The organism is Erwinia persicina, from assembly GCF_014838825.1.
GTDB classification, from domain to species: Bacteria; Pseudomonadota; Gammaproteobacteria; order Enterobacterales; family Enterobacteriaceae; genus Erwinia; species Erwinia persicina_A.
The window spans coordinates 103,820-118,529 of the sequence record NZ_JACYMO010000006.1 but is presented as its reverse complement, the minus strand read 5'-3'; the positions used below and the strand labels follow the sequence as shown (position 1 = coordinate 118,529).

Annotated in this window: 12 protein-coding genes; 1 reads left to right on the top strand and 11 read right to left on the bottom strand. The window is 56.1% G+C overall.

The features are described from left to right. Positions 1 to 65: 65 nt before the first annotated feature. A complete protein-coding gene (gene guaB / locus IFU29_RS15440; RefSeq protein ID WP_062744697.1) occupies positions 66 to 1,532 on the bottom strand; it encodes an IMP dehydrogenase in 1,467 nt (488 codons plus the stop codon). A gap of 171 nt (positions 1,533 to 1,703) precedes the next feature. Between guaB and xseA the strand changes: the two genes are divergently transcribed. Next, a complete protein-coding gene (xseA, locus tag IFU29_RS15435; protein ID WP_191934705.1) occupies positions 1,704 to 3,080 on the top strand; it encodes an exodeoxyribonuclease VII large subunit in 1,377 nt (458 codons plus the stop codon). 30 nt (positions 3,081 to 3,110) lie between these two features. Here the strand turns inward: xseA and IFU29_RS15430 are convergent, their stop codons facing one another. The 10 genes from IFU29_RS15430 to pilW all read right to left on the bottom strand — a co-directional run bounded on the left by IFU29_RS15430 (position 3,111) and on the right by pilW (position 14,679). Next, the gene (locus IFU29_RS15430) at positions 3,111 to 3,644 is read right to left on the bottom strand and encodes a hypothetical protein (RefSeq protein WP_191934704.1); all 534 of its coding nucleotides are present in this window, start codon (positions 3,642 to 3,644) and stop codon (positions 3,111 to 3,113) included. A 172-nt stretch (positions 3,645 to 3,816) separates the two neighbouring features. Next, positions 3,817 to 6,243 (bottom strand): glucose/quinate/shikimate family membrane-bound PQQ-dependent dehydrogenase, encoded by a 2,427-nt coding sequence (locus IFU29_RS15425; protein ID WP_191934703.1) that lies wholly within the window; start codon positions 6,241 to 6,243, stop codon positions 3,817 to 3,819. A gap of 262 nt (positions 6,244 to 6,505) precedes the next feature. Further along, positions 6,506 to 6,727 (bottom strand): YfgJ family double zinc ribbon protein, encoded by a 222-nt coding sequence (locus IFU29_RS15420; protein ID WP_191934702.1) that lies wholly within the window; start codon positions 6,725 to 6,727, stop codon positions 6,506 to 6,508. A 65-nt stretch (positions 6,728 to 6,792) separates the two neighbouring features. Next, positions 6,793 to 8,292 (bottom strand): ribosome biogenesis GTPase Der, encoded by a 1,500-nt coding sequence (gene der / locus IFU29_RS15415; protein ID WP_062744687.1) that lies wholly within the window; start codon positions 8,290 to 8,292, stop codon positions 6,793 to 6,795. Positions 8,293 to 8,511: 219 nt separating this feature from the next. Then, entirely contained in the window at positions 8,512 to 9,693 is a 1,182-nt protein-coding gene (gene bamB, locus IFU29_RS15410) for an outer membrane protein assembly factor BamB (protein ID WP_191934701.1), read from the bottom strand. 96 nt (positions 9,694 to 9,789) lie between these two features. Then, positions 9,790 to 10,410, bottom strand: a complete 621-nt coding sequence (locus tag IFU29_RS15405) for a tetratricopeptide repeat protein (protein ID WP_191934700.1) — start codon at positions 10,408 to 10,410, stop codon at positions 9,790 to 9,792. 37 nt (positions 10,411 to 10,447) lie between these two features. Beyond that, on the bottom strand, positions 10,448 to 11,725 hold the full coding sequence (gene hisS, locus IFU29_RS15400; protein WP_191934699.1) for a histidine--tRNA ligase: 1,278 nt from the start codon (positions 11,723 to 11,725) through the stop codon (positions 10,448 to 10,450). 79 nt (positions 11,726 to 11,804) lie between these two features. Further along, positions 11,805 to 12,926 (bottom strand): flavodoxin-dependent (E)-4-hydroxy-3-methylbut-2-enyl-diphosphate synthase, encoded by a 1,122-nt coding sequence (ispG, locus tag IFU29_RS15395; protein WP_062744679.1) that lies wholly within the window; start codon positions 12,924 to 12,926, stop codon positions 11,805 to 11,807. Positions 12,927 to 12,965: 39 nt separating this feature from the next. Continuing rightward, complete coding sequence (gene rodZ, locus IFU29_RS15390) at positions 12,966 to 13,958, bottom strand: cytoskeleton protein RodZ (RefSeq protein ID WP_191934698.1); 993 nt, start codon at positions 13,956 to 13,958, stop codon at positions 12,966 to 12,968. Next, a complete protein-coding gene (gene pilW, locus IFU29_RS15385) occupies positions 13,948 to 14,679 on the bottom strand; it encodes a type IV pilus biogenesis/stability protein PilW (protein ID WP_191934697.1) in 732 nt (243 codons plus the stop codon). Before pilW ends, rodZ begins: the two co-directional genes overlap by 11 nt. Between the last annotated feature and the right edge of the window lie 31 nt (positions 14,680 to 14,710).

The following is a 14,710-nucleotide window of genomic DNA, read 5'->3' as shown; positions in this document are numbered from 1 at the left end:
AATTTCGGGGATTATACCCTAAGGGCATATTAAAACGCCCGGCTGTTTAGCCGGGCGTGGGGTTATCAGGAACCCATACGGTAGTTCGGAGACTCTTTGGTAATGGTCACGTCGTGAACGTGGCTTTCCTGGATCCCGGCACCGCTGATGCGCACAAATTCCGCTTTGGTGCGCAGCTCGTCGATGGTAGCACAGCCGGTCAGTCCCATACAGGAACGCAGGCCGCCCATCTGCTGGTGAACGATCGCTTTCAGGTAGCCTTTGTACGCCACGCGGCCTTCGATACCTTCCGGCACCAGTTTGTCCGCGGCATTATCGGTCTGGAAGTAACGGTCTGAAGAACCTTTGGACATGGCGCCCAGCGAGCCCATCCCGCGATAGGACTTGAACGAACGGCCCTGGTAGAGTTCGATCTCACCCGGAGACTCATCGGTTCCCGCCAGCATTGAACCGACCATCACGGCGGCCGCACCGGCGGCGATCGCTTTGGCGATGTCACCGGAGAAACGGATACCGCCGTCAGCGATAACCGGAATACCGGTGCCTTCCAGCGCTTCGACCGCATCAGAAACAGCGGTGATCTGCGGTACGCCCACGCCGGTCACGATGCGGGTCGTACAGATGGAGCCCGGGCCGATACCGACTTTCACCGCACTCACACCCGCTTCCACCAGCGCCAGTGCGCCCGCGCCGGTTGCCACGTTACCGCCAAGGATTTGCAGATCAGGATATTTCGCACGGGTTTCACGGATGCGCTGCAGCACGCCTTCGGAATGGCCGTGAGAGGAGTCGATCAGCAGCACGTCAACACCGGCGGCGACCAGCGCATCCACGCGCTCTTCGTTACCGGCACCCGCACCCACGGCAGCACCGACGCGCAGGCGTCCGTGCTCATCTTTACAGGCGTTAGGTTTACGTTCGGCTTTCTGGAAGTCTTTTACAGTGATCATGCCCAGCAGGTGGAAGCTGTCGTCCACCACCAGCGCTTTCTCCACGCGCTTTTCGTGCATGCGGTGCAGCACCACTTCGCGCGCTTCACCCTCTTTCACCGTCACCAGACGCTCTTTTGGCGTCATCACGGCTGAAACCGGCAGGCTCAGGTCGGTCACGAAGCGCACGTCACGGCCGGTGATGATACCCACCAGCTCGTTTTCGCCGTTCACCACCGGGTAACCGGCAAAGCCATTGCGTTCGGTGAGCGCTTTAACTTCGCTCAGGGCCGTGGTCGGTAACACCGTCTGCGGATCGGTCACCACGCCGCTTTCGTGTTTCTTCACCTTGCGAACTTCTTCCGCCTGGCGCTCAATGGACATATTTTTGTGAATAAAGCCCAGGCCACCTTCCTGTGCCAGTGCAATGGCCAGACCCGCTTCGGTCACGGTATCCATAGCAGCGGACAACATAGGAATGTTTAAACGGATGGTTTTGGTAAGCTGGGTACTGAGGTCGGCCGTATTTGGCAGGACAGTCGAGTGGGCAGGAACGAGCAGAACGTCGTCAAATGTCAGGGCTTCTTTAGTGATTCTTAGCATGGCAATATCTCAACCTCAGGGTGAATGAGAACTTGTAAAATATTGCCGCGGCATTATACAGGGCGTAATCGATTGCCTCCAGCATTATTTTAAGAAAAATGCTTGATCCCCTGCGTGGGCCATGTAGTATCGGTTAATTAACCCTCTGATTTAAAGTTTGATCTTCATCACATGTCGCTACCGCCAACCGCCAATATTTTTACCGTCACCCGTCTCAATACAACAGTGCGCAAGCTGCTGGAGATGGAAATGGGCCAGGTCTGGCTGAGCGCGGAGATCTCGAATTTCTCCCAGCCTTCTTCCGGCCACTGGTACTTCACCCTGAAGGATGATGGTGCCCAGGTACGCTGCGCGATGTTTCGCAACAGCAACCGCCGGGTGACCTTCCGCCCGCAGAATGGCCAGCAGGTTCTGGTGCGTGCCACCATCACCCTGTATGAGCCGCGCGGCGACTATCAGCTGATTGCCGAAAGTATGCAGCCCGCTGGAGAGGGGCTGCTACAACAGCAGTTCGAACAGCTGAAGCAGCGGCTGATGTCAGAAGGTCTGTTTGAGCAGGGCCATAAACAACCGCTGCCGGACCCGGCACATCAGGTTGGCGTTATCACCTCTGCCAGCGGTGCCGCGCTACACGACGTGCTACGCGTCCTGCAGCGACGCGACCCGTCCCTGCCGGTGGTCATCTACCCGACCTCCGTACAGGGCGCAGACGCGCCCTCAGGCATCGTACGGGCCATTGAGCTGGCGAATGCGCGCAATGAATGCGACGTGCTGATTGTCGGACGCGGCGGCGGATCGCTGGAAGATCTGTGGAGCTTTAACGATGAGCGCGTGGCGCGGGCAATTTATGCCAGCCGCATCCCCATCGTCAGCGCCGTCGGCCATGAAACCGATGTGACTATCGCAGATTTCGTCGCTGACCTGCGCGCCCCGACCCCTTCTGCGGCGGCAGAGCTGGTCAGCCGTAACCAGACAGAGCTGCTGCGTCAGCTTCTGTCCCAGCAGCAGCGGCTGGAAATGGCGATGGACTACTATCTTGCGCAGAAGCAGCGCACCTTTTCCCGCCTCCAGCATCGTCTGCAGCAGCAGCACCCGCAGCTGCGTCTGGCACGGCAGCAGACCGCGCTGCTGACGCTACAGCGCCGGCTGGATGATGCCATGCAGCTGAAACTGCGCCAGGCGACGCGCCAGCAGGAGCTCGTGGACCTGCGCCTTCGCGCCATTCGCCCGGAAATGCGCATTCAGCGCGCCGGGCAGCAGCTACAGCAGTGGCAGTATCGCCTGCAGCAAGCCATGCAGCAGCAGCTCAACGGCAATAAACAGCGCTTTGGCAATCTTGCCGCGCAGCTTGAGGGCGTCAGCCCGCTGGCAACGCTGGCACGCGGTTTCAGCGTGACGACGGCCGCCGACGGTCAGGTGGTGAAAAAGACCCAACAGCTGCACCCCGGCGATACGCTGAAAACCCGCCTGGATGACGGCTGGGTGGAAAGCGAAGTCACTGCCATCACCCCGGTGAAAAAACCGCGCAAACGCCGCTCCCCTGAATGACGGTTGAGACTGCCTGATAAGTCCGGGTCGTTACCCGGCAATCATCTGTCTGATATCGGCTAACACCTGCTGTTGATCCATTGGCTGCCGCTCGTTGATGCCCATATCAAAAGCTTCCAGGCTGGCATGAAGTTTCTGCAGTAAGGTTTCATCATCCCGCACAGCGATAATATAGGCATTTTCTAACGGCAGAAGATCGACCAGTCTGACCGCGTGTGGCTTGAGATAAAAATTAATATGTTCAAGCCAGGGCAGTGAATAGACGATTTCAGCGGGATCCATGCTGGCGGTTGACCAGTCGATCTCTTCAATCGCGGAGAAAATAAAATTCGCCGGATCTTCGGATATTGACAAATCAGACAACGTTTTCAGCTCCGGAATATAGCCGTTATATTCACTCCACTCCTCATAAACCATCAGGTTCTGTGCGCTAAGCTGTTGATAAAGCCAGTCTAAAACCGTTAACAGCTCACTGTTTTCCGGGGTCTGACTCTGTAAGGGCGCGATATCCAGTTGCGGAATACACTGCTTCAGAACAGCGATCAGATTCTGTATCTTTTCCATTAACGTTTCCTGTTATTTATTATGCGTTACGTTGAACGCGCCGCCACGATAACGCCACCCGCACTTACGTTCTTTCGCCAGCGAACGGGCTGAAAGGATATTAACAAATAAAAAAAGCCCCTTCATTACTGAAGGGGCTTTGACTGTCAGGCCAGCGAGGGATCGCCAGGCTTTATTTGTCCAGGGCGTAAGCGATCACATAGTCACCGCGATCCGGCGACTGGCGTGCGCCACCGGCAGAAATGATGATGTACTGCTTACCGGTTTTCGGTGATTTATAGCTCATCGGACCGCCCTGGCTGCCGACCGGCAGTCGGGCTTTCCACACTTCTTTACCGGTTGAGGTATCGAAAGCGCGCAGGTAGTAGTCCTGAGTCCCGGCGATAAACACCAGACCGCCCTGTGTGGCCAGTGTCCCGCCCAGCGTCGGCATACCGACCGGCATTGGCGCATGCATTTTGATCCCTAATGGACCGGTATCCTGCACGGTACCCACCGGAACCTGCCACACGACCTTCTGCGTTTTCAGATCGATAGCCGACAGCGTACCAAACGGTGGTTTCTGGCAGGGAATGCCCATTGGCGACATAAAGCGGTTTTTATTCACCGCATACGGCGTACCTTTCAGTGGGACCGCACCCATACCGGCGTTGACCGCTTCCCCACCATCGCTGGCTTTCGCATCAGCCTGCACCGGTACCATCTGTACCCACAGGCCCAGGCGCATATCGTTGGCGAAAATATAGTGGTTGTTCGGATCGGTCGACAGGCTGCCCCAGTTCATGCCACCCAGCGATCCCGGGAAGCTCAGAGACAGGTCAGTACCGGGTACGGTGTACAGGCCATCGTAACGCATGGATTTAAAACCAATACGGCAGGCCAGCTGATCGAACGGCGTCGCCCCCCACATATCAGATTCTTTCAGCGTTTCCGCACCAATTTGCGGCATGCCCACTGATTTTGGCTGGGTCGGCGTGTACTGCTCGTTGGGAATGTTGCCGGCTTTTACCGGGACTTCTTTCACTTCAGTCAGCGGCTTGCCGGTCAAACGATCCAGCACAAAAATCTGCCCTGCTTTCGTACCGAATACGATAGCGGGCCTGGTGCTACCGTCTTTCTGCGGGAAGTCGATCAGGCTAGGCTGCATCGGAATGTCGAAGTCCCACAGATCGTTATGCACGGTCTGATAAACCCACTTCTCTTTACCGGTGGTCGCGTCCAGCGCCAGGATGGAGGCCCCGTATTTGTGATCCAGCGCGTTACGGTTGGCGCCCCACAGGTCGACAGACGAGCTGCCCATGGGCAGGAACACGGTGTTCATGCCGGCGTCGTAAGACATGGGGGCCCAGGAGTTTGGCGTACTGCGAGCGTAGGTTTTACCCGCTTCCAGTGGCGCATTCGGATCTTCATTGCCCGGGTCAAACGCCCAGCGCATTTCACCGGTGATAACGTCAAAGCCGCGCAGTACGCCGCCCGGCATATCAGTCTGCACGTTGTCGGCCACACGGCCACCCACGACCACGGTGGTACCGGCCAGCGTCGGGGCTGAGGTTAACTGGTATTTCGGATCGCTGGCGTCGCCCAGACCGGCTTTCAGGTCAACTACCCCTTTGTCACCGAAGTTCTGACACATTTCACCGTTTTCGGCGTTGATCGCCACCAGACGTGCGTCAATGGTATTCATGAGAATACGGCGCTGACAGGTATCACCTGCGGCCAGCGTTACCGGCTTAACCGGCGTTGAGCCCGGTACCGTCGGCTGTTCAAGCGGTTTACTGGCGTCAAAGTAGGCCAGGCCACGGCAGCGATTCCATACCTGAGACTGCGCGTTGATCTCGGTTTTCCAGATCTGCTTGCCGGTATCGGCATCCAGCGCAATCACGTTGTTGTGGGGGGTGCAGAGGAATACGCGGTCACCGACCTGCAGCGGAGTTTGCTGATCTTCCGCGCCGCTGCCAGTCGGGCTTTCAGGAATATCACCGGTGCGATAAGTCCAGACTGGTTTCAGGTCTTTTACGTTATCACGGGTGATCTGATCCAGCGCCACAAAGCGGCTGCCGCCTGCGGTATTGCCGTAGTTATCCCAGTTTTTCTGTTCAGTGGACTTATCCACCGGTACCAGCGGCAGTTCATGGCCGTTGGCGACGGTCGGGTGCGGCTGGAACATGCCGTACAGCGTGGCCAGCAGGCCGACGACGGTCACGGCGCTCAACGCGTAAGCGCCTTTCGCCCCCGCAGGTTTGCCTTCATGCTTACGCAGGGATGGCCAGGTGACTAGCGTCAGCAGCAGTATTCCTGCCAGGAACATCAGGCGCGACACCAGCGGCCAGAAGTCGATCCCGGCATCCAGCACGGCCCAGATTGCCGATCCCACAAACACCAGACCATATATCACCACGGCGGAAGCCCGGCGGCGGAAGAACTGGATAGCAGAGAGCACGGTGACGATACCGGCGATCGCGAAATACCAGCTGCCGCCCAGGGAAACTAACTTTCCCCCCCCGATGACAAAGTAAAGGCCCGTTGCCAGTAAAATTAAACCCAGCAGGAAACACCACAGGCCCAGCCATTTTGATGACCCGGCATTGATTTGAGGCATAGCAGAAATACTCCTGGAGAAGACAAGGCTTTTTTGGATGAATACCTTATCTTTATTAACATGTTACACGGATAGCATCCGGTCCTGCATTGACTGCGGAGGCTCTGAAGTCACGGCTGGCGTGGCAGAGCACCGGGAGCAAGCGGCAGGATTGTACCATCAGGTTCGTAATTTGCTAAACACAAAATTAACAAGCGGCTGACTGCCAGCTTTATCAGGTCGGGAGTCCGCACAAAAAGATTAACGTGATAAAAAGAAAGGATTAGCCCTGTTCGGGTGCTACAGGCAGCCACAGCAGGCGCTTTTTAGAAATTAACCCATGACCCTGCTGACAAAAGTAGTCGATCGCGCCACAGGCTTTGAGCACGTGCAGTGGGTGCTGGCAGTCGGGGCAGCAGGCGGTGAAAGGGTGCTGGCATTCGGGGCAGACGCTGCCACCGTCGGTGGCGTTCTGGCGCTGGCAGCGCGGGCAAGGTCTGTTCATTCAGTCTCTCCTTTGTCTTTGCGGTTAAGCATAAAACAAAGGGGGCCATCAGGCCCCCTTACGGATCAACGTTTGTTCTTTTTGAGATGACTCATCAGGCGCTGGCGCTTACGCTGCTGATTTGGCGTCAGCAGGTTACGCTTACCTTCGTACGGGTTATCACCCTCTTTGAACTGAATACGGATTGGCGTACCCATAATTTCCAGTGAACGGCGGAAATAGTTCATCAGATAACGTTTGTAGGAATCCGGCAGGTCTTTAACCTGATTACCGTGGATCACAACAATCGGCGGGTTATACCCGCCGGCGTGCGCATATTTCAGCTTCACGCGGCGGCTACGCACCAGTGGCGGCTGATGATCGTCGGCCGCCATGTTCATAATGCGCGTCAGCATGGAGGTGTTAACACGGCGGGTAGAACAGTCGTAGGCTTCGGTCACGGATTCAAACAGGTTACCCACGCCGCTGCCGTGCAGGGCGGAAATAAAGTGAATGCGGGCGAAATCGATAAAGCCCAGACGGTAGTCCAGCTGCTCTTTCACCTCATCACGGATTTCCTGTGACAGGCCATCCCACTTGTTGACCACGATCACCAGTGAGCGCCCACTATTGAGGATAAAGCCCAACAGCGAGAGATCCTGATCGGAAATGCCTTCGTGCGCATCAATCACCAGCAGCACAACGTTGGCATCTTCAATTGCTTTCAGGGTTTTGATCACCGAGAACTTTTCGACGGTTTCAGTAATTTTCCCGCGCTTACGCACCCCGGCGGTGTCGATCAGAACATATTCACGCCCGTCGCGCTCCATCGGAATATAAATACTGTCGCGCGTGGTACCCGGCATGTCATAGACCACCACGCGCTCTTCACCAAGAATGCGGTTAGTGAGTGTTGACTTACCGACGTTCGGACGACCGACAATGGCCAGCTTGATCGGCAGATCCAGCGGGTTAAAGTCATCTTCTTCATCTTCCGGCATTTCACCGCTGGCTTTGGCTTCTTTCGCCGCGAACTCCGCCCAGTAGGCTTCGTTCTCTTCTTCTTCTGTCAGCTCACGCTCAGGCGCGACCACGTCCATCCACGGCAGCAGCACCAGCTCAAGCAGGCTGGTCACACCGCGCCCGTGAGAGGCGGCAATCGCATGGATTTCACCCAGCCCCAGCGACCAGAAGTCAGTGACGGCAGAATCCGCATCCAGACCGTCGGTTTTGTTCGCCACGATAAACGTTGGTTTGTCGCGCGAGCGCAGATGTTTGGCAATAGCCGTATCTGCAGGCATCAGCCCGGCACGCGCATCAACCATAAACAGCACGACATCGGCCTCTTCAATCGCCAGCAGCGACTGTTCCGCCATGCGCGTTTCCACGCCCTCTTCATTACCGTCGATACCACCGGTATCGATACAAATAAACTCACGCCCTTCTATTTCGGCGCGGCCATATTTGCGATCTCGGGTAAGCCCGGGAAAATCTGCCACCAGCGCATCTCGTGTGCGCGTCAAACGGTTAAACAGGGTGGATTTTCCCACATTGGGACGCCCGACCAGCGCGACCACAGGTACCATAGTGAAGCCTCATAACTAAAAAATAAGCGCCTGGCTGCGATATTATTCGCTGTGCAGGCAGATTAACTGCCGCTCTACTCAGGCCGATGGCGCCTAGAATAACACGCCTTGGATAAAACAAAACGGCCCCTGAACAATCAGGAGCCGCTTACCCTTCATCTCACTGCCTGCCGCGATGGTGGCAGACGGTGATTTTTGGGGCTCAAACTGACCGGCGAATTAACGCGTAATCGCGTAAACCTCACCGTCTTTGGACTGGATCAGCAGCTTATCGCTGGCAACCACAGGTTCAGTCTGGAAGCCAGAACTGTCCAGTTTCTGTTGCGCAACAAAACGCCCGTCATCCGTATTGATCCAGTGCAGGTAGCCTTCTGCATCACCGACCACCAGGTAGCCGTTATACAGCACCGGCGAGGTCAGGTTACGGTGCAGCAGATCGCTCTGACGCCACAGAGTCACTCCGCCGTCAGTATTCAGGGCAATCACGCGGTCATCCTGATCCACCAGGTAGATACGGCCTGCATCAACAATCATGTCATGGACTGAACCGATTTCGCGTTTCCACAGGATCTGACCAGAGCGCAGGTCCAGCGCCGTCAGGTTACCGTTGTAGGCCAGTGCGTAAACCACACCGTTAACAATAACCGGCGTGGTATCCACATCCGCCAGGCGGTCGATTTCAGTCGCTCCGCTTGGCTGGGAGATGCGCTGCTGCCAGATAATCTGGCCCTGGTTCATGATCACGGCGCTGACACGACCGTTATCGCCGCCAACAATGGCCGCGCCAAATGCCGTCGCTGGTGCAGACTCGCCGCGCAGGCTCAGCGCCGGAACATCGAGGTTAACGGTCCATTTGATATTGCCACTGGTCTGATCCAGACCCTGCAGCATACCGTTACTGGTGTGAACCAGTACCAGACCATCGCTGACGACCGGACGGGACAGTACTTCACCCGCCGCTGTGGTCTGCCAGGCGATCGAGCCATCGCTGGTGTTCAGTGCGAATACCTGACCGCGCTCGCTGCCGATATAGGCATGGCCCGCATCAACGGTCACACCACCGGAAAGCAGTGCAGGGATATTGCTGGAGAAGAAACCGGTTTTTTCCGACAGGTCCACTTTCCACTGTTCTTTGCCGTCGCCGGAGTTCAGGGCTTTCACCACGCCGTGGCGGTCAGCAGCATAGACGGTATTTTCTGCCCAGGCCGGGTGCAGGTTGGAATAAAAATCACCTACGCCATCGCCAACCGAAGTGCTCCAGACTTTTTGTGGTTCGAACTGGTTTTGAACCGTTGGCAGTGGTGACATTTTCACCACGTCCTCTTCACCGCTGAACCATGAACATCCGCTGAGTAAAGTGACTGACATCAGTCCCGGCAGAAGTAACTTACGCAATTCCATGAAATCCCTCTTGTGCCTGTTCAGGCCAAATATTAGAGCCTTATACCAATCCCGCAGCAGCCAGCATTCGCCGTTGCTGCGGTGACAGGCTGGAAATTAACCCGGCAGATTATTCACTTTCATTTGCAGCATCTCTTTCAGCGACGATGAGGCATCAGAGTCGATCCCCTTAGTCCACGCATCGCGTGCACCCTTTGCGTCGCCTTTGCTGAGTAACGCTTCGCCGCGCACGTCAGCCACGATGGCTGCCCAGCCGTCACCCTTAACGCTATCCAGGGTTTTTAACACGGCGTCAGGCTGTTTCTGCTGAAGCTGGATACGCGCAAGGCGCAGATTCAGCACGGCCTGCAGGTTGGCATCTTTGGTGCTTTTCAGGCCACTCTTCAGCTGCTGTACGGCTTTATCCAACTGATTATTATCAATATAGCGTTTTGCCAGATCCAGTGAAGCCAGCGCACCGTAAGTATTGCTGTTTTCACTGGCAAACTTCGCCACCGCATCAAGCGAGGCAGGTTTGCTGGCGTCCAGCGCCGACGTGACCTGCTGGTAAGAGGCAGAGACTTCGCGCGACCCGCTGTCCTGGTGATGACTCCAGTAACGCCAGCCAAGCAGTGCCCCAACCCCCAGAACGACGCCGACCACTAATGCTTTGCCATTTTGAGCAAAGAAGTTCTTCAGCGCATCTACCTGTTCGTTTTCGTTGCTATATACTTCCACGCAATCTTACTCCTTTAAATCGTGCCGCTGCAGGGGCTTAACGCTGTAACAGTGACGCCAGCGCGGTTGCCGCATCACGTTGAGCCAGCGTTTGCTGCTCACCATTACGCAAATCTTTAATGACCAGCTGGCTATTAGCCACTTCGTCTTCGCCAAGTACCAGTGCAATGCGGGCGCCCCACTTGTCTGCACGCGCAAACTGCTTCTTAAAGTTGCCGCCACCAAAATTAGTCATCAGCTTCAGTTCAGGCAGCGCATCGCGCAGCTGTTCTGCCAGCTTCATCGCAGCACTCTGCACGCCCTCACCCGAAGCGATAACATAGACATCAACAATGCGCGTCGGTTCAAACTCCGGATTAACGGCCTGCACCAGCAGGACCAGGCGCTCCAGGCCCATCGCGAAACCGACGGCCGGCGTTGCGCGCCCACCCAGCTGTTCGACCAGACCATCATAGCGGCCCCCGGCACAGACGGTGCCCTGGGAACCCAGGCTGCTGGTAACCCACTCAAACACCGTACGGTTATAGTAGTCGAGACCCCGCACCAGACGCTGATTGACGGTATAAGCGATGCCGGCATCATCCAGCAGGCTGCACAGCCCGGTGAAATGCTCACGGGATGCTTCATCCAGGTAGTCACCCAGCGTTGGCGCGTCATTAAGCAGCGCCTGAACGTCCGGGTTTTTGCTATCCAGCACGCGCAGCGGGTTAGTATACATGCGGCGTTTGCAGTCTTCATCCAGCACGTCAATATGCTGTTCCAGGAAGGCCACCAGTGCATCGCGGTAGTTCGCACGCGCGTCCAGGGAACCGATAGAATTCAGCTCCAGACTCACGTGATCGGCGATACCCAGCGCTTTCCACCAGCGGGCCGTCATCATGATCAGTTCGGCATCGATATCCGGCCCCTGCAGGCCAAACACTTCGGCACCAATCTGGTGGAACTGACGGTAGCGGCCTTTCTGCGGACGCTCATAGCGGAACATGGGGCCGATATACCACAGGCGTTGTTCCTGATTGTACAGCAGACCGTGTTCAATGCCCGCACGCACACAGCCAGCGGTGCCTTCGGGACGCAGCGTCAGGCTTTCACCATTGCGATCGTCGAAGGTATACATCTCTTTTTCAACCACGTCGGTGACTTCACCGATAGCGCGTTTGAATAACGGGGTCTGCTCTACAATCGGCAGGCGAATTTCGCTGAAGCCGTAGCTGCCTAACACCTGTTTCAGGATCTGTTCAATCCGCTGCCACACGACCGTGTCAGCGGGTAAATAGTCGTTCATGCCACGGATGGCCTGTATATTTTTCGCCACTGCAATGTTCTCATCAATGAGTGCCCGCCCCGGGATAACCCACCGTTGTGGTCCCCAGGGCATTACCGGGCGCGATTAATTATTTTTCGACCTGCTGGATATCAATCCGGCGTGATGCGTCCAGGATGGTGGCTTTCGCACGGATGCGCGCTTCCAACTGGTCAATCATATTGTCGTTATCAAGACGCTCGCGCAGACGCACGCCGTCCTCGTAGAAACCACTTTTTTTACTGCCGCCAGTCACACCCATGGTGGAAACGGTCGCTTCACCGGGGCCGTTAACTACACAGCCAATGATAGAGATGTCCATCGGGGTGATAATATCTTCCAGCCGCTCTTCTAGCGCATTCACCGTACCGATAACGTCAAATTCCTGACGTGAACAAGTCGGGCAGGCGATAAAATTGATCCCGCGTGAGCGAATGCGCAGCGACTTCAGGATATCAAAGCCGACTTTCACTTCTTCCACCGGGTCCGCCGCCAGCGAGATACGCAGGGTATCGCCAATGCCTTCAGACAGTAACAGGCCAAGACCAATGGCGGATTTCACCGCGCCCGCTCGGGCGCCACCGGCTTCGGTGATGCCTAAGTGCAGCGGCTGGTCGATCTGCTTAGCCAGCAGCCGATAGGATTCAACGGCAAGAAACACATCGGAGGCCTTGACGCTGACTTTGAACATATCAAAGTTCAGACGGTCAAGAATATCCACGTGACGCATGGCGGATTCCAGCAGCGCCTGGGGATTAGGCTCGCCATATTTTTCCTGCAGATCTTTTTCCAGCGAACCGCCGTTCACACCAATACGGATAGGAATATTGTAGTGGCGTGCACAGTCAACGACTGAGCGGATGCGCTCTTCGTTGCCGATATTGCCGGGGTTAATGCGCAGGCAGTCCACCCCATATTCGGCCACTTTCAGCGCGATACGGTAGTCAAAATGGATGTCAGCGACCAGCGGGACGTTAACCTGCTGTTTGATCAGACGGAAAGCTTCCGCGGCATCCATGGTCGGCACGGAGACACGTACGATGTCGACACCGACACGTTCCAGCGCTTTGATCTGGGCGACCGTCGCGGCAACGTCGGTGGTACGGGTATTGGTCATGGACTGAACGGCGATAGGTGCACCGTCACCCACGGGCACCTTGCCGACGTAAATGCGTTTTGATTTGCGACGGATAATGGGTGCTTCGTTATGCATATTCTTTCTCCACAATTACTCGAGACCAGAGAAGATGCGTTATTGCGCACCTAAAGTCAGGCGAGCAACCTGGTTAGTACGGATATAACGACTCAGATCGACAGGTTTGCCCTGATACTCAATCTGTACTGCGGCTGGCGCACCAATTTTTAAACGATAAGGTGCTGTACCAGCAAGGCTCAGTTTGCCCCCGCTGCGCTGAATACCGCTAAACAATTTCTTGCCTGCGGCGTCGGTCACTTCCAGCCAGCAATCGGCGGAAAAATTCATAATGACGGCATTCGGGTCAACTGCAGGCTGGCTGACGCCTGCGCTGCTGGTAGGCAATTGACCACTGGCACCGGTATCAACCGGTGCCTGGCTTGGTGAAACCACGGCAGGCTGAGTATTGTCAGCCTGCGTGTTCGCCACAGAGGGCGCTTCCGCCGTCGGCGTGGCAGCAGCAGGTGCACTGCTGGTGTTCGCCGACTCTGCTGGCGTAGTGTCTAACGGAATCGCCGTCTGCGAGCCGTTATCGGCACCGCTGCTGGCGTTACTGTCAGTTAAGGGGATGGACTGGCTGTTATCCCCTTCAGGTGAAGCATTCTGATCGGCCATCGTCACCAGATCATCCTGAGCGGCTTTATGATTCTGCCACCACCAGGCTCCCGTCAGGCCCACCACAACAAACAGCACCAGCCAGGTGAAGATCATCAACCAGCCGTCGCGTTTTTTGCGGCGTTTTCCGAGGGAGTAGCTTTGCATCGGTTCAACTTTTGCGGCTCTGACCGGGGCTTGTTTTGCCATCATCGGTAGCAGCTCTTCTTCCGGCACACGCACCAGGCGTGCGTAGGAGCGAATATAGCCACGCAAGAATGTCGACGCCAGATCGGCAGGCGACTTGTCCTCTTCAATATCACGAACGGTGGAAAGTTTCAGGCAGAGGCGTTCAGCAACATTCTGCTGAGTCAGGCCCATAAGCTCACGGGCACCACGCAGGCGCTCGCCTGTTGAATTTACGCTAGATTTTTCTTGAGTGGCTTCAGTATTCATTAGCTAAAAAATGCTGGTACTGTATCGAGTGTGGAAAAATTCGCGCAAGCTGTACCCCATAATGTTGAACGTCATCGAGTTGATTTGCCTGCGCGGCGAAGCGAATCTCTAACCACAGGCTTTCTGCCGAAACCGGAAAGTTTTGTTGGTAAATATCCAACAGAACCCGCGATTCTGCGCGTTTTCCCTTTCCAAATCGCCTTTCGGCTTCTGCCAGCATAGGCAATCCTTTGGCTGGTTCGGTCCGCACCGCGTCCATCAGTGCGTGATAGGCTTTTTCATGCTGCCCGGCATTCAAAAAGCAGTAGCCCGAATTTTCAACACTGTCAGCACGAAGCCCGTTGGTTGAATCATCCATGGCCCTGCGGAACTGCCGTTGTGCCGCATCATACTGCCCTAATCCGCAGAGAAACGCACCGTAATTATTAAGCACATAGCTGTTTTGCGCTGCTAATTTAAGGGCGCGGCGATAATGTAACTGCGCGCTGCGGGTATCGCCAGTCTGCTGTCGGTAACGTGCCATCGCCAGCTGGCTGCGGTAATCCCCAGGGGCAAGATCGAGCGCACGCTGTAAATTCCTGCGTGCGGCGTCATTGTTGCCGCGTGCCAGATACGCCATTCCTAACTGAATCCGTGTTTCAACCAGCCCGTCCGGCTGCGGTAATGTCCGGCAACTCGCCAGCAGCACCAGCAGCAAAACGGCAGCCCGCCCTGTTCGCATCTCTGTGACTCCCTGTCAGTATTAACGCACT

What these genes read in the sequence shown, in the direction of transcription:
- pilW (WP_191934697.1), bottom strand. Translation starts at nt 14,679, where the DNA reads ATGCGAACAGGGCGGGCTGCCGTTTTGCTGCTGGTGCTGCTGGCGAGT.
- IFU29_RS15430 (WP_191934704.1), bottom strand. Translation starts at nt 3,644, where the DNA reads ATGGAAAAGATACAGAATCTGATCGCTGTTCTGAAGCAGTGTATTCCG.
- guaB (WP_062744697.1), bottom strand. Translation starts at nt 1,532, where the DNA reads ATGCTAAGAATCACTAAAGAAGCCCTGACATTTGACGACGTTCTGCTC.
- der (WP_062744687.1), bottom strand. Translation starts at nt 8,292, where the DNA reads ATGGTACCTGTGGTCGCGCTGGTCGGGCGTCCCAATGTGGGAAAATCC.
- ispG (WP_062744679.1), bottom strand. Translation starts at nt 12,926, where the DNA reads ATGCATAACGAAGCACCCATTATCCGTCGCAAATCAAAACGCATTTAC.
- rodZ (WP_191934698.1), bottom strand. Translation starts at nt 13,958, where the DNA reads ATGAATACTGAAGCCACTCAAGAAAAATCTAGCGTAAATTCAACAGGC.
- bamB (WP_191934701.1), bottom strand. Translation starts at nt 9,693, where the DNA reads ATGGAATTGCGTAAGTTACTTCTGCCGGGACTGATGTCAGTCACTTTA.
- IFU29_RS15425 (WP_191934703.1), bottom strand. Translation starts at nt 6,243, where the DNA reads ATGCCTCAAATCAATGCCGGGTCATCAAAATGGCTGGGCCTGTGGTGT.
- IFU29_RS15420 (WP_191934702.1), bottom strand. Translation starts at nt 6,727, where the DNA reads ATGAACAGACCTTGCCCGCGCTGCCAGCGCCAGAACGCCACCGACGGT.
- xseA (WP_191934705.1), top strand. Translation starts at nt 1,704, where the DNA reads ATGTCGCTACCGCCAACCGCCAATATTTTTACCGTCACCCGTCTCAAT.